At 62.7% G+C, this 18,737-nt stretch carries 18 protein-coding genes and 1 riboswitch; of the genes, 12 read left to right on the forward strand and 6 right to left on the reverse strand.

Features of this window, described 5'->3' with window-relative positions:
- Positions 1 to 143: 143 nt before the first annotated feature.
- Positions 144 to 557: a tellurite resistance TerB family protein gene (locus NKJ76_RS09950; RefSeq protein WP_023818790.1), complete on the forward strand. Its 414-nt coding sequence runs from the start codon at positions 144 to 146 to the stop codon at positions 555 to 557.
- A gap of 60 nt (positions 558 to 617) precedes the next feature.
- Here the strand turns inward: NKJ76_RS09950 and NKJ76_RS09955 are convergent, their stop codons facing one another.
- Complete coding sequence (locus tag NKJ76_RS09955) at positions 618 to 1,433, reverse strand: ABC transporter substrate-binding protein (protein ID WP_502902287.1); 816 nt, start codon at positions 1,431 to 1,433, stop codon at positions 618 to 620.
- Positions 1,434 to 1,729: 296 nt separating this feature from the next.
- Here NKJ76_RS09955 and NKJ76_RS09960 point away from each other — a divergent pair, with 296 nt between their 5' ends.
- Positions 1,730 to 2,461 carry a helix-turn-helix transcriptional regulator gene (locus tag NKJ76_RS09960; RefSeq protein ID WP_023669621.1) on the forward strand — a complete coding sequence of 244 codons (732 nt, stop codon included), beginning with the start codon at positions 1,730 to 1,732 and terminating at the stop codon, positions 2,459 to 2,461.
- Positions 2,462 to 2,736: 275 nt separating this feature from the next.
- On the forward strand, positions 2,737 to 3,375 hold the full coding sequence (locus tag NKJ76_RS09965; protein ID WP_023681954.1) for an acyl-homoserine-lactone synthase: 639 nt from the start codon (positions 2,737 to 2,739) through the stop codon (positions 3,373 to 3,375).
- A gap of 201 nt (positions 3,376 to 3,576) precedes the next feature.
- Here NKJ76_RS09965 and ppk2 read toward each other — a convergent pair whose 3' ends face one another.
- The gene (gene ppk2, locus NKJ76_RS09970; protein WP_023669623.1) at positions 3,577 to 4,482 is read right to left on the reverse strand and encodes a polyphosphate kinase 2; all 906 of its coding nucleotides are present in this window, start codon (positions 4,480 to 4,482) and stop codon (positions 3,577 to 3,579) included.
- Between the two features lie 102 nt (positions 4,483 to 4,584).
- Between ppk2 and NKJ76_RS09975 the strand changes: the two genes are divergently transcribed.
- From NKJ76_RS09975 to NKJ76_RS09985, 3 genes are all read left to right on the forward strand, one after another.
- The gene (locus NKJ76_RS09975) at positions 4,585 to 5,850 is read left to right on the forward strand and encodes an ATP-binding protein (RefSeq protein WP_352537313.1); all 1,266 of its coding nucleotides are present in this window, start codon (positions 4,585 to 4,587) and stop codon (positions 5,848 to 5,850) included.
- Positions 5,851 to 5,965: 115 nt separating this feature from the next.
- Complete coding sequence (gene phoU / locus NKJ76_RS09980; protein WP_023692535.1) at positions 5,966 to 6,688, forward strand: phosphate signaling complex protein PhoU; 723 nt, start codon at positions 5,966 to 5,968, stop codon at positions 6,686 to 6,688.
- Between the two features lie 95 nt (positions 6,689 to 6,783).
- On the forward strand, positions 6,784 to 7,791 hold the full coding sequence (locus NKJ76_RS09985) for a magnesium and cobalt transport protein CorA (RefSeq protein WP_023692534.1): 1,008 nt from the start codon (positions 6,784 to 6,786) through the stop codon (positions 7,789 to 7,791).
- A 153-nt stretch (positions 7,792 to 7,944) separates the two neighbouring features.
- Here the strand turns inward: NKJ76_RS09985 and NKJ76_RS09990 are convergent, their stop codons facing one another.
- A complete protein-coding gene (locus NKJ76_RS09990; RefSeq protein WP_352537314.1) occupies positions 7,945 to 8,463 on the reverse strand; it encodes a GcrA family cell cycle regulator in 519 nt (172 codons plus the stop codon).
- A 358-nt stretch (positions 8,464 to 8,821) separates the two neighbouring features.
- Between NKJ76_RS09990 and NKJ76_RS09995 the strand changes: the two genes are divergently transcribed.
- From NKJ76_RS09995 to NKJ76_RS10005, 3 genes are all read left to right on the forward strand, one after another.
- On the forward strand, positions 8,822 to 10,021 hold the full coding sequence (locus NKJ76_RS09995) for an aspartate aminotransferase family protein (RefSeq protein WP_352537315.1): 1,200 nt from the start codon (positions 8,822 to 8,824) through the stop codon (positions 10,019 to 10,021).
- Positions 10,022 to 10,039: 18 nt separating this feature from the next.
- On the forward strand, positions 10,040 to 10,951 hold the full coding sequence (gene argF / locus NKJ76_RS10000; RefSeq protein WP_023681949.1) for an ornithine carbamoyltransferase: 912 nt from the start codon (positions 10,040 to 10,042) through the stop codon (positions 10,949 to 10,951).
- 108 nt (positions 10,952 to 11,059) lie between these two features.
- Positions 11,060 to 12,091, forward strand: a complete 1,032-nt coding sequence (locus NKJ76_RS10005) for an Hsp33 family molecular chaperone (RefSeq protein WP_352537316.1) — start codon at positions 11,060 to 11,062, stop codon at positions 12,089 to 12,091.
- 184 nt (positions 12,092 to 12,275) lie between these two features.
- On the opposite strand, the gene apaG is transcribed toward NKJ76_RS10005, so the two are convergent.
- Positions 12,276 to 12,668, reverse strand: a complete 393-nt coding sequence (gene apaG / locus NKJ76_RS10010; RefSeq protein WP_352537317.1) for a Co2+/Mg2+ efflux facilitator ApaG/CorD — start codon at positions 12,666 to 12,668, stop codon at positions 12,276 to 12,278.
- 215 nt (positions 12,669 to 12,883) lie between these two features.
- Between apaG and NKJ76_RS10015 the strand changes: the two genes are divergently transcribed.
- Positions 12,884 to 14,035 (forward strand): ceramide glucosyltransferase, encoded by a 1,152-nt coding sequence (locus NKJ76_RS10015; RefSeq protein WP_352537318.1) that lies wholly within the window; start codon positions 12,884 to 12,886, stop codon positions 14,033 to 14,035.
- Between the two features lie 11 nt (positions 14,036 to 14,046).
- On the opposite strand, the gene NKJ76_RS10020 is transcribed toward NKJ76_RS10015, so the two are convergent.
- Positions 14,047 to 15,237 (reverse strand): O-succinylhomoserine sulfhydrylase, encoded by a 1,191-nt coding sequence (locus tag NKJ76_RS10020; RefSeq protein ID WP_023669633.1) that lies wholly within the window; start codon positions 15,235 to 15,237, stop codon positions 14,047 to 14,049.
- 57 nt (positions 15,238 to 15,294) lie between these two features.
- A riboswitch (SAM riboswitch) is annotated at positions 15,295 to 15,372 on the reverse strand.
- 140 nt (positions 15,373 to 15,512) lie between these two features.
- On the opposite strand from NKJ76_RS10020, the gene NKJ76_RS10025 reads away from it, so the two are divergent.
- Both NKJ76_RS10025 and NKJ76_RS10030 read left to right on the forward strand, forming a co-directional pair.
- Positions 15,513 to 16,607 (forward strand): 2'-deoxycytidine 5'-triphosphate deaminase, encoded by a 1,095-nt coding sequence (locus NKJ76_RS10025; protein WP_352459173.1) that lies wholly within the window; start codon positions 15,513 to 15,515, stop codon positions 16,605 to 16,607.
- Positions 16,608 to 16,708: 101 nt separating this feature from the next.
- Entirely contained in the window at positions 16,709 to 17,479 is a 771-nt protein-coding gene (locus NKJ76_RS10030; RefSeq protein WP_023688688.1) for an ABC transporter substrate-binding protein, read from the forward strand.
- Positions 17,480 to 17,653: 174 nt separating this feature from the next.
- On the opposite strand, the gene araD1 is transcribed toward NKJ76_RS10030, so the two are convergent.
- Positions 17,654 to 18,649 carry an AraD1 family protein gene (gene araD1 / locus NKJ76_RS10035; protein WP_352459172.1) on the reverse strand — a complete coding sequence of 332 codons (996 nt, stop codon included), beginning with the start codon at positions 18,647 to 18,649 and terminating at the stop codon, positions 17,654 to 17,656.
- Positions 18,650 to 18,737 lie beyond the last annotated feature (88 nt).

Here is an 18,737-nt window from a genome sequence, read left to right on the forward strand (position 1 = left end):
TCATGGCCGGCTTTCGCGGCTGGTAAGATTTTTCAACCGGGTCTCTAGGCGCGACAGGGCGGAGCGTCAACGATATCAGGCGTTTTCGTTGCGACGGCGCCGTAGCGTCCCTACCTTCGACCATCACTATCAAGGAGTTTTGAATGCCGTTGCCGTCCACCCATGAAGCCCTGATCTACCTGATGGTCATCACCTCGGCTTCCGATCGCGACATGACCGATATCGAACTGGCGCGCATCGGCGACGTCGTCCGCAGCTGGCCGGTGTTCGAGGATTTCAAGCAGGACAGGCTGATCGCCATTGCGCAGGACTGCCAGAAGATGCTGCATGAAAAGGATGGATTGGAAGGCGTGCTCGAGCGTGTCGCCGAGACTTTGCCCGAACGGCTGCACGACACCGCTTATGCCGTCGCCTTCGAAGTTGCCGCCGTCGATCTCGAAATGCGCATGGAGGAATTGCGGGTGCTGCAGTTGATCCGGCGTGAGCTCGATCTCGACACGCTGACCGCCGCGGCCATCGCGCGCGGGGCGAAGGCCCGCCTGCGCACGCTGACCTGATCCAGCCCGTAGAGGAAGCTGACCGGGGCCGGATCAGAAAAAGCTGGACCGAGAACCGGATCAGAAGAAACTGACCGGGAAATAGCGCAGGTAGAATTCGGCGAAGGTGCCTTTCACCGATATCTCCTGCAGCGCGTAGTCCATGGCTGCGGCCAGCGCTGGGTCGCTGGCCCGGGTGGCAATGGTCATGCCGGACCCCAGATATTCCGGCGCCAGGTAGGGTCCACCGGCGAAGCGGCAGCAACCGGCGGCGTCCGTGCCGCCCAGCCAGAAGGAAAAGCGCATGCCGTCGCCGAAGGCGGCATCGATCTTGGCGCTCTTCAAGTCGCTGTAGAGGTCTTCCGGCCGGTCGAAGCGGATGATCTGCACGGTGCCGAAATAATCGCGCAGCATCTTTTCATGCGCCGAGCCGGCCAGCACGCCGACCCGCTTCGAGCGCAATTTGTCGAGGATCGGCTCGGCGAAGGCCTTGGTCTTCGGCATGATGAAGCGCGCCGGAAACTGTAGATAGGAGCGCGAAAAGCTGTACTTCGCCCGCGTCTCCGGCCTGGCGGCGATGCCGGCGATGATCGCCTCGCCTTCGCCCTTCTGCAACGCGTCGTCGAGTTCGGCCCAGGGCAGCGCCTGGATCTGGCATTTGTCGGCGATGTCGAGTTCGGCGCAAATCGCCCGCGCCAGGTCGATGTGGAAGCCGGACAGTCGGCCCGTGCCGTCGAGAAAATTGAAGGGCGGGAAATCGGTTGTGGTGAGGAACCTGAGCCTCGGCAGCGCCGAAAGGTCCGGCTTCGGCAGCCGCTCCTTGGCATCCCAAAGCACCGGCACCTGCGGTTCCGCTGCCCGCACAGCGCCGGCAAACGGCTGCACTCCGATCAGCATCGACAGCAAGGCGATGGTTATCCAGCGTGATGTCACAAAAAACTCCGCCCGTCTTGGCCGTTGGCTTGTGATACGAAAACGGCGCAGGCACAATTGTTTTTGATTTCAAAGGGCAAATTTCGGGTTATGCTTTGGCGAGGTTGCAAATAGCCGCACAGAGTCGGCCTGGGGTTGGCGGTCGCTGCCGTTAGAAAAGCTAAGGATGTGGCTTTGCAATCCGGGGTTGATGGCTAAGTGCGGGGCAGGCACGTAGCATCGGTCTCAAGAGCGGTAGGCAACATGGGGTAGATGTTGCGATGGGTTATTTTGACCGGACACTTGAATATATTGACCGGGTGCAGCGTGCCGACACGTCGGCTGCGGTGTGCGAGCAGCTACTTAGTGTCACCTCGAATTTCGGATTGACGGCCCTGATAGCCGCAACGGTGCCGCAGCCCGGTACACCAAGCAGCCAGACGAAGGACCATGTGCTGCTCTGCGATTGGCCTAGCGAATGGCTGGAGCGTTACTTATCGCGCAACTACGTCGACCACGATCCGGTCGTCAGCCATTTGAAGCAGTTTCGGGCGCCATTCCAATGGCGCGATGCCGTTCAAAGCATGCCCGCCGACAAGAGCAGCGCCGAGGTAATGCGCGACGCCCGCCAGTTCAAGCTGCGTGACGGCCTCGCCTTCCCGCTGATCACGCTCGAAGGCCAGATCGCGCTGGTCTCGCTGGGCGGTGAGGCGGTCGAACTGTCCGAAGCCGAATTCGCAATGGTCTCGCTGGCCTCCACCTATGCCATCGGCCGCGCCATGCAGCTTCAAACGACGGCCGGCAAATCTATCGATCACATTGAATTGACGCCGCGCGAGCGCGAATGCCTGCAATGGGCGGCGGTCGGAAAATCCGAGTGGGAGATTTCGCAGATCCTCGGCATCTCGGAGCATACCTCTGAGAAACACCTTCTCAACGCCAAGAGCAAACTAGGCGCCGCCAACCGTGTGCAGGCAGTCGCCGAAGCAGTCAGGCACGGCTATATCAGCTAGGCCGGTTCTGGCGGCCCGAAATTTATGGCCGCATTGTTGGCGTCATATCTTCAGAAAAGACCGGCCCCTGTCGTCCTCTTGAGACGGCTAATGCTTTCTTAACGCCAAAAGCAGACTCGGCGTCGCCAACAGGGCGCACGCCATCGCGGAGGCGTTTAGACGCAGCTATATTAGCCATGTCGGCTGTGGCAGCCTGGAAATCCTTGCCAACACCTTCGCGCAATTTTTTCGGGAAAGCCCGGCCGTATCTTCCTCTTAAGCCCAGGAGACGGCTAATGCTATTTTCCCTTACCACTCAACAACTGATGGAACGTCCCGACCTATGGGAGGCCGTCCATCGCCTGCGTTACAAGGTCTTCGTCGATGAGATGCGGTGGACCGATCTCGATCGCCCGGACGGCCTCGAAATCGATCAATTCGACCATGATGAGGCCGAACACCACCTTGTCATACGCAATGGCGAGCTTGCAGGCTATCATCGGATGCTGCCGACCACACGGCCGCATCTCCTTAGCGATGTGATGCCGGAACTCTGCGAGGGAAAGCGCCCTTCGGGACCGAATGTCTGGGAGCTAACCCGTTACGCGGTGGCGCCAGGCTTTCGCGATGGCAAGCGCGGCGTGTCTACGGTCGGCACCGAACTGATCGCCGGCTTCGTCGAATGGGGCCTTGCTCGCAATGTCGATCAGGTCATTATCGAGGTCGAGCCGGTGTGGGTGCTGCGGACGCTGCAGTTGCACTTCCTGGCGACGCCGCTCGGTTACCAGCGCACCTATGGCAACCAGCAGGTCGTCGCCACACTGCTGACCTTCAACGAGCATACGCTGGATGTCGTGCGCTCGCGCCGCAACCATCACGCCCCGGTGTTGGCCAGGGGCACCCCCCACATGCTCGGCATGCGGCAGGCGTCGTGAGACTGTCTTCACCCGACGCGCTTTAATGCATGTCGCTCAAAGTGGCCCCGGTTTTGAGAGAACGACATGCATGAAACAAAGACCTAAAGCGCGTCGCGTGAATCCGTTCAAATGCGATGCGCTTTAGACAATGGCCACAGAGCCCACCTCCGTGTGGGGGTGGGCTCTGTAATTTCAGCCTCTGCCTATCGAGGCCAGTCTCTACTTCTCGAGAAACGACGGCCCTTCGCCGACGATCTTCTTATCTTCCTTGCCGATGGCGTCGAGATCGCGCCCATCATAGGGCAGTGACAACAGGATGCGCCGCATGACGGCCAGCCGCGAGCGTCGCTTGTCATTGGCCCGCACGATGATCCAGGGCGCGAACTGTTTGTGCGTGCGCTCGACCATCTGGTCGCGCGCCTTGGTGTAGTCGTCCCATTTGGTGATGCCGGCAATATCGATCGGCGAGAACTTCCAGTTCTTCAGCGGCGACCAGCGGCGGTCGTGAAACCGTTCGAGCTGGGTCTCGCGGCCGATGTTGAGCCAGAATTTGAAGAAATAGATGCCCTCATTGGAGATCATCCGCTCGAAATGCGGCGTCTCGTCGAGGAATTTTGCATGCTGTTCCGGTGTGCAGAAGCCCATCACCGGCTCGACGCCGCCGCGGTTGTACCAGGACCGGTCGAAGGTGACGAATTCGCCCGATGTCGGGAAATGGGCGACGTAGCGCTGGTAGTACCATTGCCCGACTTCGGTTGGGGTCGGCTTGGTCAGCGCCACGTTGCGCGCGGTTCGAGGATTGAGATACTGGCGCAGCACCGAGATGGTGCCGCCCTTGCCGGCGGCATCGCGCCCCTCGAACAGCGACATCACTCTGCTGCCGGTCGCCTGCAGCCAGGCCTGCGCCTTGACCAGTTCGATCTGCAGCCGCTCCAGCGTCTCGTCATACTCCTCGCTCTTCATTTTCTTGTCGTAGGGGTAGTCGCCTGCGGTCAGTTTGTGGTCCTCGATCCAGCTGGGAAGCTCGGGGTTTTCGATGTCGAACTCCCGCTCCTTGCCGTCCACCTTGATCTTCAGCGGCCCCTTTGCCGGCTCTGCGGCGGGACTTTCCTTGGCTTTTTTCATCGAGACGAACCTTTCCAGCTTGCGGACTCATGCTATGGGGGGCCTCAAACCCGGTCCAGCGGAAGTTTCGGCGGGACCGGCGCAGAAGCACGGAAAGCACGAATGGCTGACACCGGCGCAGAGCGGACAACCACGGGGCAGGCCGTCGCCGGCCGGCTGTGGAACAGCCGATGGCTGCTTGCCGCCGGTGCGATCGCCATCATGGCCGTTTATGGGTTTGCCGGTATCTCCGCCTATGTCGTCCTGGCTGCGTTGACGGTGCTGCTGGCCGCCGCGCTTCTGCCAACCGGTGGCGCCAGCCGGTCTGCTGAGACCATTACCACGGTCGAGGCGAGCGGGCTGCAGCGGCTTTCCGGCGAATATCTTGCGGCTGCCGTTGCCGATCCGCTGATCATCTTCGACCGCACCGCCACCATCGTCCACGCCAATGCCGCCGCCTATGCCGCCTTTGGCGGCATCGCGCCCGGCCTGTCGCTGTCGCTAAAATTCCGCGCGCCGGAAATGCAGGCATTGCTGGACGGCGTACTGTCGGGAGCCGTCGCCTCCGATGCCGTCGACTACACCGAGAAGCTGCCGGTGGAACGCGCCTACCGGGTCAGCGCGTCCTCGGTCGGCCACGCCACCGATCTCTATGTGCTGGTATTCAAGGACCAGAGTGAGACGCGCCGCATCGACCGCATGCGCGCTGACTTCATAGCCAATGCCAGCCACGAGTTGCGCACCCCGCTGGCTTCAATCTCGGGCTTCATCGAGACGTTGCGCGGCCCGGCCCGCAACGATCAGGCGGCGCGCGAGCAGTTCCTGCAGATCATGCAGAACCAGACCGGCCGCATGGCGCGCCTCATCGACGATCTCCTGTCGCTGTCGCGGCTTGAAATGAAGCCTTACCTGAGGCCGGGAACCGAGGTCGATCTGCGCCAGACCATCAACAGCGTCATCGATTCACTAGGCCCGCTCGCCAGCGAGAACGGCGTCGTCATCGAACGCGACTACGCCGAGGGGCCGCTCGACGTGCCCGGAGACCGCGACGAGCTGTTCCAGGTGTTCGAGAATCTCTTGGAAAACGCCTGCAAATACGGCCAGCCTGGCGGACGCGTCACGGTGTCGATCGCGCGGGGCGAGGCCGGCCCGGAACCGGGCATCGATGTCACCATCAGGGACTATGGCCCGGGCATCCCGGAAGAGCACATACCGCGCATTACCGAGCGCTTCTATCGCGTCGACGTGGAGAGCAGCCGCACGCAGAAAGGCACCGGTCTTGGCCTGTCCATCGTCAAGCATATTCTGACGCGCCACAACGCCGGGCTTTCGATCAAGTCGGAAGTTGGCAAGGGCGCGGCGTTCACGGTCCATTTGCCGGCAGGCTGAGGCGGTACTATCTGCTAACTGCCTGTTTCTTCTTTCTGTCATCCGGCTAGCGTATCAGCACAGGGTCGAGGAAAACGACTCAAAAGGCCAAAGATTTAAGGAAGGCATTTCGCCCATGCAGTCCGTACACATTGTCAGCGCCTATGACGAAGAGCTGAAATACCTGGCGAAGCGCATCGCTGCGATGGGCGGCCATGCCGAGCGCATGGTCGAGCAGGCGATCCAGGCGCTGGTCAATGCCGATCCCGGCCTCGCCCAGAAGGTCATTCGTGACGACATCGTGCTTGACGATGGCCAGCGCGAAATCGACGACAAAGCCATCGTCATCATCGCCAAGCGCCAGCCCATGGCGACGGATCTGCGCGAGATCGTCGGCGCCATCCGCATTTCGGCCGACCTCGAACGGGTCGGTGACCTCGCCAAGAACGTCGCCAAGCGTGTGGTCAGCGTCATTGACGGCCGCCAGCCGACCAGCCTGTTTCGCGGCCTCGAGGCGCTGGCCGAACTCGCTTTGACCCAGCTCAAGGAAGTGCTCGACGTCTATGCCTCGCGCTCGGTCGAGAAAATAGGCTTCGTTCGCGACCGCGACGACCAGATCGACGCCATGTACACCTCGCTGTTTCGCGAGCTTTTGACCTACATGATGGAAGATCCGCGCAACATCACGCCGTGCACGCATCTGCTGTTTTGCGCCAAGAACATCGAGCGCATCGGCGACCACGCCACCAACATTGCCGAGACGATCTACTACATCGTCACCGGCGAGCAGTTGCCGGCCGAGCGTCCAAAGGGCGACAAGACCGACAAGGTTGCCCTGCCGGCGCTGCCGGTGAAGTGATCGCGCGCCCCTCGAACGCTTAATCATATTGCGCTAAACTGCCCGGATGTTAGCGTCTCGGTTCCTGGCCAAGGCCAGGCGCTCAGGAGGCTGCGATGGAATATGTCCGAGAGTTCAAGCCGGCGCCGGCATCGTCCGGCATCATCGCGTCGAGCGTCTACACCGCCGGCAAGCGCATCGCCGACATACCGATCGAGGAAGCCGGCGAATGGGCCAAGAAGTCGGGCCATGTCGTCTGGATCGGGCTGCTCGAACCCGACCGCGAGCTTCTGCTGCGCGTCAAGGCGCAATTTCATCTGCACGAACTGGCGATCGAAGACGCCGAACATCCGCACCAGCGGCCGAAGATCGAGCAATATGGCGATGCGTTGTTCATCGTTGCCCGCACTGCACAGCTGATCGACGGACGCGTCACCTTCGGCGAGACGCATCTGTTCGTCGGCTCAGGCTATATCGTCAGCGTCAGGCATGGTCCCTCGACCTCATACGCCGCCGTGCGCCAGCACTGGGAAAGCTGTCCGCACTCACTGGCCAAGGGCGAGGATTTCGTCCTCTACGCCATCCTCGACTTCATCGTCGACAACTACATGCCGGTGCTAGAGCAGATCGAGGACGAGGTCGAGGCGATCGAGGACAGGGTGCTGCTGAAGCCGATGACCGGTCCTGACATCGAGCGGCTCTATATGCTGCGCCGCGATCTGTTGCGCCTGCGCAATGCGGCGCTGCCGCTGGTCGAGGTCTGCCGCCGGCTGACCAGCGCCGAACTGCCGCAGATCCATACCGCAATGCATCCGCTGTTTCGCGATGTCACCGACCATATCCGCACCGTGCAGGAAAAGATCGACAGCCTGCGCGAGGTTCTGGCGTTCGCTTTCGAAGCCAGCCTGCTGGTCGGCCAGAGCCAGGAAACCGCGAACACCAAGAAGCTGGCCTCATGGGCGGCGATCCTGGCGGTGCCGACGGCGCTCGCCGGCATTTACGGCATGAATTTCGACGACATGCCGGAACTGAAGATGCAATACGGCTATCCCGTCGTATTGGTCTCGATTGCGCTGATCTGCTCGTTTTTGTATTGGCGATTTCGAAAGAGTGGGTGGCTGTGATGGTAGGCAGTAGGCAGTAGGCAGTAGGCAGTAGGCAGTAGGCAGTAGGCAGTAGGCAGTAGGCAGTAGGCAGTAGGCAGTAGGCAGAATAAGGTAGCGCCTCACGAGCGCTCTCCCATTCCCTACTGCCCAGTCCCCAATCCCTATTCCTAACTACCGGCTCCTGCGCCGCTCTGAAGCCGGCTGGAACGCAACCCTTGCGTGGTACTTGCAGTAAGGTCCGGTTTCAGCCGCCTCGTTGCCGCAGAAGTTGAAGTCTTCCGACAGCGGGTCGCCATTCGGCCATTTGCAGGTGCGCTCGGTGAGATCGGTGAGCTGCAGATGCCGCGAGATCGGCACGACGACGTTTTCGACCGGGCGGATGTAGTGGCGCGGCACTGGCTCGGCGTCGAACTGCGCCTGCAGCGCGTTCGCCCCGATCGACGTCGTGACATGGCGCTGCGCGGTTGCGGCGCGCGGCACCGATTTCTGGATCGAAGATCCCTGCGTTGTCTTCTTCTGACGCGCCGGCGTCGCGGTCGAGCGTCCGCGGCCCGACAGCTTCAGCCGGTGCACCTTGCCGATGACCGCGTTGCGGCTGACCCCGCCGAGTTGTGCGGCGATCTGGCTTGCGCTCAAGCCCTCCGACCACAGTTTCCTGAGAAGTTCGACCCGCTCGTCAGTCCAGTTCATGAGACCGCGCTCCTGCTAAGTGTGCGGCAGCCGGAATCCATTCCCGACCCGGCAATCTTTGCCGGGGCAGACACCACATATATTAGGTGATTAGGTCCGCCGCACGAAATCTAGTTATTTCCCGACTACAATTACCTCATGTGTTGACTCGGTGACAAGAGTCCCAGGTGCAACACGAATCGGTTTTTTAGGTTTTCCCCAACTTGCCCGGTCGCTTATGAGCCGGCGTCTCGTCGGGAGCTTGCCGCGCGCCTCTGCGCGACGTTTTCGTTGACTTCATGGCCGAAAAACACGATAAGCCGCAAAGGCCGCCGCTTTGGCGGCTTTTTTGATTTTTCCGGTACCGGAGACGCATATAATGAGCGGTTCGGCGCTTTACGAGACCTTTGCCCGCGCCCCTTTGGCCTTCGACCATGGCGAAGGCACCTGGCTGGTTACCGACAAGGGCGAGCGATATCTCGATTTCGCTGGCGGCATCGCGGTCAATTCGTTGGGCCACAGCCATCCGCATCTGGTCTCGGCGCTGACCGAACAGGCGGCCAAGCTCTGGCACGTCTCCAATCTCTACGAGATCCCGGGGCAGGCCCGGCTCGGCGAGCGGCTGGCTGACGCCACCTTCGGCGACAAGGTGTTCTTCACCAATTCCGGCGCCGAGGCGCTCGAATGCGCGATCAAGACGGCGCGGCGCTACCAGTTCGTCAAGGGCCATCCCGAGCGCTTCCGGGTCATTACCTTCGAAGGCGCCTTCCACGGCCGCACGCTGGCGACCATCGCCGCCGGCGGCCAGTACAAATATCTCGAAGGCTTCGGCCCCAAGGTCGAAGGCTTCGACCAGGTCGGCTTCGACGACATCGACGCCGCCGAGAAGGCGATCACACCAGAGACCGCCGCGATCCTGATCGAACCGGTACAGGGCGAGGGCGGCATCCGCCCGGTGCCGACGCAATCCTTGAAGCGGCTGCGGCAGCTCTGCGACCAGCATGGCCTGCTGCTGATCTTCGATGAGGTCCAGTGCGGTATCGGTCGCACCGGAAAGCTGTTCGCGCATGAATGGACCGGCGTGACGCCAGACATCATGGCGATTGCCAAGGGCATTGGCGGCGGCTTCCCGATGGGCGCGTGCCTCGCCACCGACGACGCTGTCGTCGGCATGACGGCAGGCGTGCATGGCACCACTTTCGGCGGCAATCCGCTGGCCATGGCGGTCGGCAACGCTGTGCTCGACGTCGTGCTGGAAGACGGCTTCCTCGAAGACGTCCAGCGCAAGGCATTGCTGATGAAGCAGGGCCTGGCGGCGGTCGCCGACGAATTTCCCGATGTCATCGAAGGCATCAGGGGCAGCGGCCTGATGCTTGGCCTCAAATGCGCCATGCCCAACACCAAGGTCAACATGGCGCTGCGCGACCAGCATCTGCTGGCGGTGCCGGCAGGCGACAACGTCATTCGTCTGCTGCCGCCGCTGACCGTCACCGACGTCGAGATCGGCGAAGCGCTCGATCGCATCCGCGCCGGCGCCAAGGGCCTGACCGACGCCATCGCCGCGGCCGCCGCGAAGTAATCCCGAGAACCATTCCCGATGAGCCTTCGCCATTTCACCGATCTTTCCGCCGTTTCCGAAGGCGATCTGCGCCTGATGCTGGACGATGCGGTGGTGCGCAAGGCGCGCCTCAAGGCCGGCGAACGGACCAAACCGCTCGAAGGCAAGGTGCTGGCCATGATCTTCGACAAGCCGTCGACGCGCACGCGCGTGTCCTTCGACGTCGGCATGCGACAGCTCGGCGGCGAGACCATCATGCTGACCGGCACCGAAATGCAGCTCGGCCGCTCCGAGACCATTGCCGACACCGCCAAGGTGCTGTCGCGCTATGTGGACGCCATCATGATCCGCACCACGTCGCATGAGCGGCTGCTCGAGCTGACCGAGAATGCCACGATTCCGGTCATCAACGGGCTGACCGACGACACCCATCCCTGTCAGCTGATGGCCGACATCATGACCTTCGAGGAGCATCGCGGTCCGGTTGCCGGCAAGACCATCGCCTGGACCGGCGACGGCAACAACGTGCTGCATTCGCTGCTCGAGGCCTCGGCGCGGTTCCGCTTCAACCTGAACGTCGCAGTGCCGGAAGGCAGCGAGCCGGCGCAGAAGCACATCGACTGGTCGAAGACCAATGGCGGCAAGCTGCACTTCACCCGCTCGCCCGAAGAGGCCGTCGACCAGGCCGACTGCATCGTCACCGACTGCTGGGTGTCGATGGGCCAGGAACACCGCGCCCGCGGCCATAATGTCTTCTCGCCCTATCAGGTCAATGCGGCGCTGATGGCGAGGGCCAAGCCCGACGCCCTGTTCATGCACTGCCTGCCGGCGCATCGCGGCGAGGAAGTCACCGACGAGGTCATCGACGGTCCGCATTCGGTGGTCTTCGACGAAGCCGAGAACCGGCTCCACGCCCAGAAGGCGGTTTTGGCCTGGTGTCTGGGCGCTTGATCTCCAGGCGCTTGATCTCCAAGCGCTTGATCCGGGGCGGCGCGATGCCTATTTGCGCCCCATCACGCAAATCAAGCGCGTTTGGACGCATGCACCCCTCCGGGCCGCATGGCCGCGCCCTGGAGCTTTGTCATGTTGGAAACGCATCAAGTGACTGAACATCACCCCAAACTCGGCGAGTTCGGCTATGCCGGCGACGATCATGTCGTACCCTTCGAGGTCGGCCCGCTCGACGTGCGCGGCCGCACCGTGCAACTCGGGCCGATGCTCGACGCCATCCTCAACCGTCACGACTATCCCGAGCCGGTCGCCCGCCTGCTCGCGGAAGCCTGTGTGCTGACGGTGCTGCTCGGCACCTCGCTCAAATTCGAAGGCAAGTTCATCCTGCAGACCCGCACCGACGGCCCGGTCGACATGCTGGTCGCGGATTTCTGCACGCCTTCGGCATTGCGCGCCTATGCGCGTTTCGACGCCGACCGGCTGGAGGCCCTGGTGGCCGCAGGCCAGACCTCGCAGCAGACGCTGCTGGGCAGCGGCGTTTTGGCGCTGACCATCGACCAGGGCGCGCACACGCAGCGCTATCAGGGCATCGTCCAGCTCGACGGCGAGACGCTGGAAGACGCCGCGCGCACCTATTTCCGCCAGTCGGAGCAGATCCCGACCGACCTCAGGCTATCGGTGGCCAAGCTGCTGACGCCCGGCCCCGGCGGTGCGCGCGAGCAGTGGCGCGCCGGCGGTATCCTGGCGCAGTTCCTGCCGCAGTCGCCCGAGCGCATGCGCGTGCCCGACATTCCGGGCGGCGACGGCGATCCGCGTGACGTGACGCAGGAGCCGGCCGACAATTCGTGGCGCGAGCTGGTGGCGCTGCTCGGCACCATCGAGCCGACCGAGCTGATCGACCCGACCATCGGCGCCGAGCGGCTGCTCTACAGGCTGTTCCACGAACATGGCGTGCGCGTCTTCGGCGGCGTGCCGGTCGCCGACCAATGTTCCTGCTCAAGGGACAAGATACGCGGCATCCTCGAGGGGTTTTCCGCGCAGGAGATCAAGGACAGCACCGAAGATGGCGGCATCCACGTCGCCTGCGAGTTCTGCTCGAAGCAGTACGACTTCGACCCGGCGGAATTCGCAGCTCAGTGAAGTCTTTTCCTTCTCCCCGTTCACGGGGAGAAGGTGCCCGAAGGGCGGATGAGGGGCAGCGCGAACTTTGGTGAATAACCGCGCATAGCCTACGTCATGTGCGTGGAAGATAACCTCATGAATCTGGCGCTGCCCTCATCGCCCTGCCGGGCATTTCTCCCCGTATAGTGGCGGGGAGAAAACCCTAATTCACCGTCCGCCGCGTCCCCGGCAGATCCAGCGAAAACGCCGGAATATCGACGTCGAACGTCTCGCCCTTTTTGTTGCGCATGGTGTAGTGGCCGACCATGAAGCCGGACGGCGTCGATAGCGGGCAGCCTGACGTGTATTGATAGCTGTCGCCGGGATTGAGCTCAGGCTGGTCGCCGACCACGCCGGCGCCGCGCACTTCCTCGACCCGGCCGCTGCCGTCGGTGATGTGCCAGTAACGCGACATAAGCTGCACGAAATCGTCCGACTGATTGTCGATCGTCACCTGGTAGCCCCAGACATAACGGTTCTCCGCCGGGTCCGAGCGGTCCTCCAGGTAGAACGGTCTGACCTGCACTTCGATGTTGCGCGTGACGGCGCGATACATGGGCTGCTCCGGTTGCGCGGCAAGGAACATTTGTCGCGCTATGCGGTTTGATACGCGCAGAGCGGCATGTCCTGCCAGCCTCAAAGCGCAGGTGCCGACAAACAATGTCATTTAAGTGACACATGACAATGTTGGTGTGCGCAAACCTTGCCGGCGACTCAAGGCCCATCTGACGAAGCAGCCGCGAGCGGCCTTTCCGGAGTGACCAGATCTCGATGGAACCAGCTCTCACAGCCGCTTTCGCTTCCTCCGCTTTGCTTCTTTCCAATCTCGCCAGCATCCTGCTTGCTTCGTCGAAGCTGAAAGCGCGTCGCCTTATCCCTCCGCCGTCCGGCGAGCAGCCACCGGTCTCGATCGTCGTGCCGTCGCGCGGCGTGGAGCCGTTCACACAAGAGACGCTGCAGCGAGCCTTCTCGCTCGACTGGCCGCGCTACGAACTGATCTTCTGCGTCGCTCACGCCGACGATCCCGTCGTCAAACTGATAAACAGGGCGATCGTCCTGTTTCCCAACGTGCCGGCCCGGCTGCTGATCGGCGACGACCGCGTCAGCAGCAACCCGAAGCTCAACAACTGCGTCAAGGGCTGGGAAGCGGCGCGCTATCATTGGGTTATTCTGGCGGATTCCAACGTGCTGATGCCAAGGGATTACGTCCAGCACCTGATGGCAGCCTGGCGGACCAATACCGGGCTTATCTGCTCGACGCCGATCGGCTCTCGGCCGGATGGCTTTTGGGCCGAGGTCGAATGCGCGTTCCTCAACACGCTGCAGGCGCGCTGGCAATATGCCGGCGAGGCGCTTGGCCTCGGCTTTGCCCAGGGCAAGAGCATGCTGTGGAACAAGCCGATGCTCGATACCAATGGCGGTATCCGCGCGCTGGCCGCCGAGATCGCCGAGGATGCTGCTGCGACCAAGCTGGTCAACGGACTGGGCCTGCGCGTCAATCTCGTTGCCTCGCCTTTCGAGCAACCACTGGGGCAGCGCCGACTTGCCGACATCTGGTCGCGTCAGGCGCGCTGGGCGCGGTTGCGCCGCGTCACCTTCCCGCTGTTTTTCGCACCCGAGATCCTGACCGGCGTCGCCGTGCCGTTGGCGTTGGCGCTGGTGGCGGCAGCAAGTGCCGGCGTCAGCCTGCCGGCCACGGTGTTGGCCGTGCTGGCGGCGGCCTACATTCCCGAATGCGCGCTGGCCGCGGCCAAGGGCTGGCACCTGTCGCTGCGCATGGTCCCGGCGATGATGGTCCGCGACATGATGCTTCCCGCCATCTGGGCGCGCGGCTGGCTGAGCGGCGCCGTCGACTGGCGCGGCAACACCATGATCATCGGCACCAAGGCAGCCGAGCTGGAAGAGGCTTCGTCGGGAGCGTGACGCCTCGCGGCCTACCCGGCTGCCTTCAGCGCCTGCGCAACGTCCTCCAGCAGATCGTCCGTGTCCTCAAGGCCGACCGACAGCCTGAGCGTTCCCGGCCCGATGCCGAGCTCGGCGCGAGCTTCGTCGCTGAGGTTCTTGTGCGTGGTGGTCGCCGGATGGGTGATCAGGCTCTTGGCGTCGCCGAGATTGTTGGAGATCAGCACGATGTCGAGCGCGTTCTGCAAGGCGAAGGCCGCCTGCTTGCCGCCCTTGACGTCGAGGCAGATCAGCGTCGATCCGCCTGTCATCTGCTTCTTGACGATGTCGGCCTGCGGGTGGTCGGCGCGGCCGGGATAGATGACGCGGGCGATTTCCGGCCGTCCTGCCAGGAAATCCGCGATCTTGGCCGCGCTTTCCGTCTGCTGGCGCACCCGAACCGGCAGCGTCTCCAGGCCCTTGAGCAGCGTCCAGGCGTTGAACGGCGACAGGCTCGGGCCGGTGTGGCGGAAATAGTCGTGCAAATTCTCGTCGATCCATTTCTTGTCCGACAGGATGATGCCGCCGAGACAGCGTCCCTGGCCGTCAATGTGCTTGGTCGCGGAGTAGACGACGATATGGGCGCCGAGCTGCAAGGGCTTCTGCTGCAAGGGCGTGGCAAAGACATTGTCGACGATCAGCCTGGCGCCGATCGAGGTGGCGAGCGCCGCCACCGCTGCGATGTCGACCACTTCCAGCGTCGGATTGGTCGGGCTTTCCAGGAAGAACAGTTTCGTGTTCGGCCGCACCGCCTTTTCCCAGTTGGCGATGTCGGTGCCGTCGACCAGCGTTGCCTCGATGCCGTATTTCGGCGCCAGCGTCTCCACCACCCAGCGGCAGGAGCCGAACAGCGCGCGCGCCGCAACGATATGGTCGCCGGCCTTGGCGCTGCACAGGAGCGCTGCCGTCACCGCCGCCATGCCGGACGCCGTTGCGCGCGCATCTTCGGCACCCTCCAGCGCGCACATGCGCTTTTCGAACATGTCGACGGTAGGGTTGGCATAGCGCGAATAGATGAAGCCCGGCTCCTCGCCCTTGAAACGGGCTTCCGCGGCCTGCGCCGTTTCATAGACATAGCCTTGGGTGAGATACATCGCTTCCGACGTCTCGCCGAACTGGGAACGCAGTGTTCCCCCGTGCACGAGTGCGGTCTGAGGCTTCCAGTTACGCTTCTTGGTGCTCATCGCTTTTGTTCCAGACACAAAAAAACCGGCCGCGAAAGTCGCAACCGGTCCATATGGCCTTGCGGCCCGACGGTCCTTTAGCGACTTGTTTAACGTGGCTGCAAGCCGACCGGCCAAATCACCACGGGATAACGACCCTTTAGACCTCACCTGCGCTTGCGTCAATTGCCGGCTTCATTAAGAGGTTTGTACCAGACAGGTTCCGCAATAATATCCAGCGGTTTTGCGGCAAGAACCTGCCACAAAGAGACCGACCTTGGAGCGGAGCCAGCCTTTTGCGGCAGACAGGCATTCTTCCCGATCAGGACATTTCCGCGCTGTTTCAGTCCGGCGCGCTGAAGTCGCCGCGCGCGCTCGATGTCGACCAGGTGCAGCCGGCGAGCCTCGATCTGAGGCTCGGCGACAAGGCTTTTCGCGTGCGCGCCTCCTTCCTGCCGGGTCCCGATCATCTGGTGGCCGACAAGCTTCACCGGCTGAAATTGCATGAGTTCAGTCTCGCCGAGGGCGCGGTGCTGGAAACCGGCTGCGTCTACATCGTGCCGCTGCTCGAAAGCCTGGCGCTGCCCGCAAACGTGTCGGCCTCGGCCAACCCGAAGAGCTCGACAGGCCGGCTCGACATCTTCACCCGGGTGATGACCGATCGCGGCCATGAGTTCGACAAGATCGCCGCCGGCTATCACGGACCGCTTTATCTTGAAGTCAGTCCGCGCACCTTCCCGATCGTCGTACGCGCTGGATCGAGACTGTCGCAGATCCGCTTTCGCACCGGCAACGCGCTGTTGTCGGAGGCAGAGCTGAACGAATTGCACCGCGCCGAGATGCTGGTGGCGACCGAGCCGCCCAACATTTCCGGCGGCGGCATTGCGCTGTCGATCGATCTTGACGGCGACCAGAACGGCCTGGTCGGCTATCGCGGCAAGCATCACACCGGCTTGATCGATGTCGACAAGCGCGCCGCCCAGGATGCCGCCGATTTCTGGGAGCCGCTCTATAAGAGCGGCGCCGGCGAACTGGTGCTCGACCCGGACGAGTTCTACATCCTGGTCAGCCGCGAAGCCGTGCACGTGCCGCCGCTCTACGCCGCCGAGATGACGCCCTTCGATCCGCTGGTTGGCGAATTCCGTGTTCACTATGCCGGCTTCTTCGATCCGGGCTTCGGCCATTCGGCCTCAGGCGGCACCGGCAGCCGGGCGGTGCTCGAAGTGCGCAGCCACGAAGTGCCGTTCATCCTCGACCACGGCCAGATCGTCGGCCGGCTGGTCTACGAACACATGCTGCAGCGGCCGCAGGCGCTTTACGGCACCGATCTCGGCTCGAACTACCAGGCGCAAGGCCTCAAGCTCTCCAAGCATTTCCGCCCCGCCGGCTGAACCTTCGATCACCGTCAGGCAAAATACTTGCCTGCGCTGCCTCACCATGCTTGGCTGCCTTTCGGTGGCCGGCAAGAGAACGGCGCGCAAGGGGAACCAAAATGCAGATTTCAAGATGGATCATATCGGCAGCGGGCGCTGCCATGCTGGTGATATCGGCCGGCTCGCTGGCTGAGGCGCAGGAGAAATTGAAGATCGGCACCGAGGGCGCTTATCCGCCCTTCAACACCATCACCGCGGACGGCAAGATCGAGGGCTTCGACATCGACATTGCCAATGCGCTGTGTGCGCAGATGAAGGTCGAGTGCGAGATCGTCACCCAGGACTGGGACGGCATCATCCCGGCGCTGCAGGCGAAAAAGTTCGACGCCATCATCGCCTCGATGAGCATCACCGAGGAGCGCAAGAAACAGGTCGCCTTCACCAACAAATACTACACGACGCCGCTGGCGCTGGTGGCGCCCAAGGACAGCGACCTCACTTCCACCGAACCGGCAGCCCTTGCCGGCAAGACGGTGGGCGCGCAGGCCTCGACCACCCAGGCCGACTATGCGCAGGACGCCTATGGCAAGGCCGGCGCCGAGGCGAAACTCTACCCCACCCAGGAAGAGGCGATCACCGACTTGCAGAACGGCCGTCTCGACGCCGTCATCTCCGACAAGTTCGTGCTGATGGACTGGCTGAAGAAGGCGAGCGACGGCTGCTGCAAGCTTGTCGGTGACGTCAAGGGCACCGAGACGCAAGCCGGCATCGCTGTCCGCCTGGAGGACACGGCACTTCGCGACAAGCTCAACGCGGCGATAGACGCCATCGTCGCCGACGGCACTTACAAGAAGATCCAGGCCAAGTATTTCGATTTCGATATTTATTGAGGTTGGAACTGCCAATCTCCCCCCTTGAGGGGGAGATGGCCGGCAGGCCAGAGGGGGTCGCTGCGCATAGAATGCCAGCGCCTCTCAGCCGCGGAAGACTTTAGCGCTCCACGCGCAACGACCCCCTCTGTCGCCTTCGGCGACATCTCCCCCTCAAGGGGGGAGATTACGCTCTCAAAGCGCCTTCACCGCCACCGTCACCGGCTGCTCAATCTCCAGCGGGTTGCGCAGCGGCAGGCCGAAATCCCCGGCCTCGATCTCGAACACGTCGCCAGCCTGAGTCTTGATGCCGTCGGCAAAGGACAGCGTCGCCGTGCCGAACATGTGCACATGCACGTCGCCCGGCTGGCGGAAGGCCGAATATTTGAAGTGGTGATGTTCGAGATTGGCGATTGTGTGCGACATGTTCGCTTCGCCCGACAGGAACGGCTTTTCCCACAGCAAATTGCTGTCGCGATAGATTCGCGATGAGCCCCTGACGTCGGCCGGCAGGTCGCCGATCAGGATTTCCGGCCCGAACGAGGCGTTGCGCAGTTTGGAATGTGCCAGAAACAGATAGTTCACCCGCTCGGTAACATGATCGGAAAACTCGTTCGACAGCGTGAAGCCGACGCGGAACGGCGCGCCGTCGTCGCCGATGACATAGATGCCGGCGATTTCCGGCTCCTCGCCGGCGTCCTGCGCAAAGGCCGGCGACATCAGTGCGGCGCCCGGCGCCACCGCCATGGTGCCGTTGCCCTTGTAGAACCATTCCGGCTGCACGCCGGTCTGGCCCTTGGCCGGCTTGCCGCCTTCGAGCCCCATGCGGAACATCTTCATGGAATCGGTAAGCTGCTCCTCGCCGCCATCGCTGAGCTTCTTGTGCATGGAATCGCGCGTCGCCGCCGAGCCGAGATGGGTCAGGCCGGTGCCGGTCAGATGCAGATGCGCAGGATCGGGATGGTTGATCGGCGACACCAGCCGGCCCTTCTTGTAGACGGCGTCGAGGTCTATCGCTTCACCGAACCCCTTGCGCTCGATCAGCGCGGCGAGGCCCGTGCCGGTTCGCGCGGCCTCCATGGCCAGCGAATAGACGCTGCGGGCGCCGTTGATGATCCTGGTCTTGCCGCCGCCATTGCGGGCGACGACGCGGATGGTCTCGGCGTCGTCGAGGATCTGGGAGATCAGCATGATTAAATCCTCTCTCATGTGCTTGGCCTTGGATGCCTCTTGGCAAACCTTGACCTGCGCGGCTCGGACCTAGCCGCGCCACGGGTTG

This window comes from Mesorhizobium sp. M0029 (assembly GCF_040323735.1).
Classification (GTDB): Bacteria; Pseudomonadota; Alphaproteobacteria; order Rhizobiales; family Rhizobiaceae; genus Mesorhizobium.

Coding starts and splice junctions, on each gene's coding strand:
- NKJ76_RS09950 (WP_023818790.1), top strand. CDS start 144: ATGCCGTTGCCGTCCACCCATGAAGCCCTGATCTACCTGATGGTCATC.
- NKJ76_RS09955 (WP_502902287.1), bottom strand. CDS start 1,433: ATGCTGATCGGAGTGCAGCCGTTTGCCGGCGCTGTGCGGGCAGCGGAA.
- NKJ76_RS09960 (WP_023669621.1), top strand. CDS start 1,730: ATGGGTTATTTTGACCGGACACTTGAATATATTGACCGGGTGCAGCGT.
- NKJ76_RS09965 (WP_023681954.1), top strand. CDS start 2,737: ATGCTATTTTCCCTTACCACTCAACAACTGATGGAACGTCCCGACCTA.
- ppk2 (WP_023669623.1), bottom strand. CDS start 4,482: ATGAAAAAAGCCAAGGAAAGTCCCGCCGCAGAGCCGGCAAAGGGGCCG.
- NKJ76_RS09975 (WP_352537313.1), top strand. CDS start 4,585: ATGGCTGACACCGGCGCAGAGCGGACAACCACGGGGCAGGCCGTCGCC.
- phoU (WP_023692535.1), top strand. CDS start 5,966: ATGCAGTCCGTACACATTGTCAGCGCCTATGACGAAGAGCTGAAATAC.
- NKJ76_RS09985 (WP_023692534.1), top strand. CDS start 6,784: ATGGAATATGTCCGAGAGTTCAAGCCGGCGCCGGCATCGTCCGGCATC.
- NKJ76_RS09990 (WP_352537314.1), bottom strand. CDS start 8,463: ATGAACTGGACTGACGAGCGGGTCGAACTTCTCAGGAAACTGTGGTCG.
- NKJ76_RS09995 (WP_352537315.1), top strand. CDS start 8,822: ATGAGCGGTTCGGCGCTTTACGAGACCTTTGCCCGCGCCCCTTTGGCC.
- argF (WP_023681949.1), top strand. CDS start 10,040: ATGAGCCTTCGCCATTTCACCGATCTTTCCGCCGTTTCCGAAGGCGAT.
- NKJ76_RS10005 (WP_352537316.1), top strand. CDS start 11,060: ATGGCCGCGCCCTGGAGCTTTGTCATGTTGGAAACGCATCAAGTGACT.
- apaG (WP_352537317.1), bottom strand. CDS start 12,668: ATGTATCGCGCCGTCACGCGCAACATCGAAGTGCAGGTCAGACCGTTC.
- NKJ76_RS10015 (WP_352537318.1), top strand. CDS start 12,884: ATGGAACCAGCTCTCACAGCCGCTTTCGCTTCCTCCGCTTTGCTTCTT.
- NKJ76_RS10020 (WP_023669633.1), bottom strand. CDS start 15,237: ATGAGCACCAAGAAGCGTAACTGGAAGCCTCAGACCGCACTCGTGCAC.
- NKJ76_RS10030 (WP_023688688.1), top strand. CDS start 16,709: ATGCAGATTTCAAGATGGATCATATCGGCAGCGGGCGCTGCCATGCTG.
- araD1 (WP_352459172.1), bottom strand. CDS start 18,649: ATGCTGATCTCCCAGATCCTCGACGACGCCGAGACCATCCGCGTCGTC.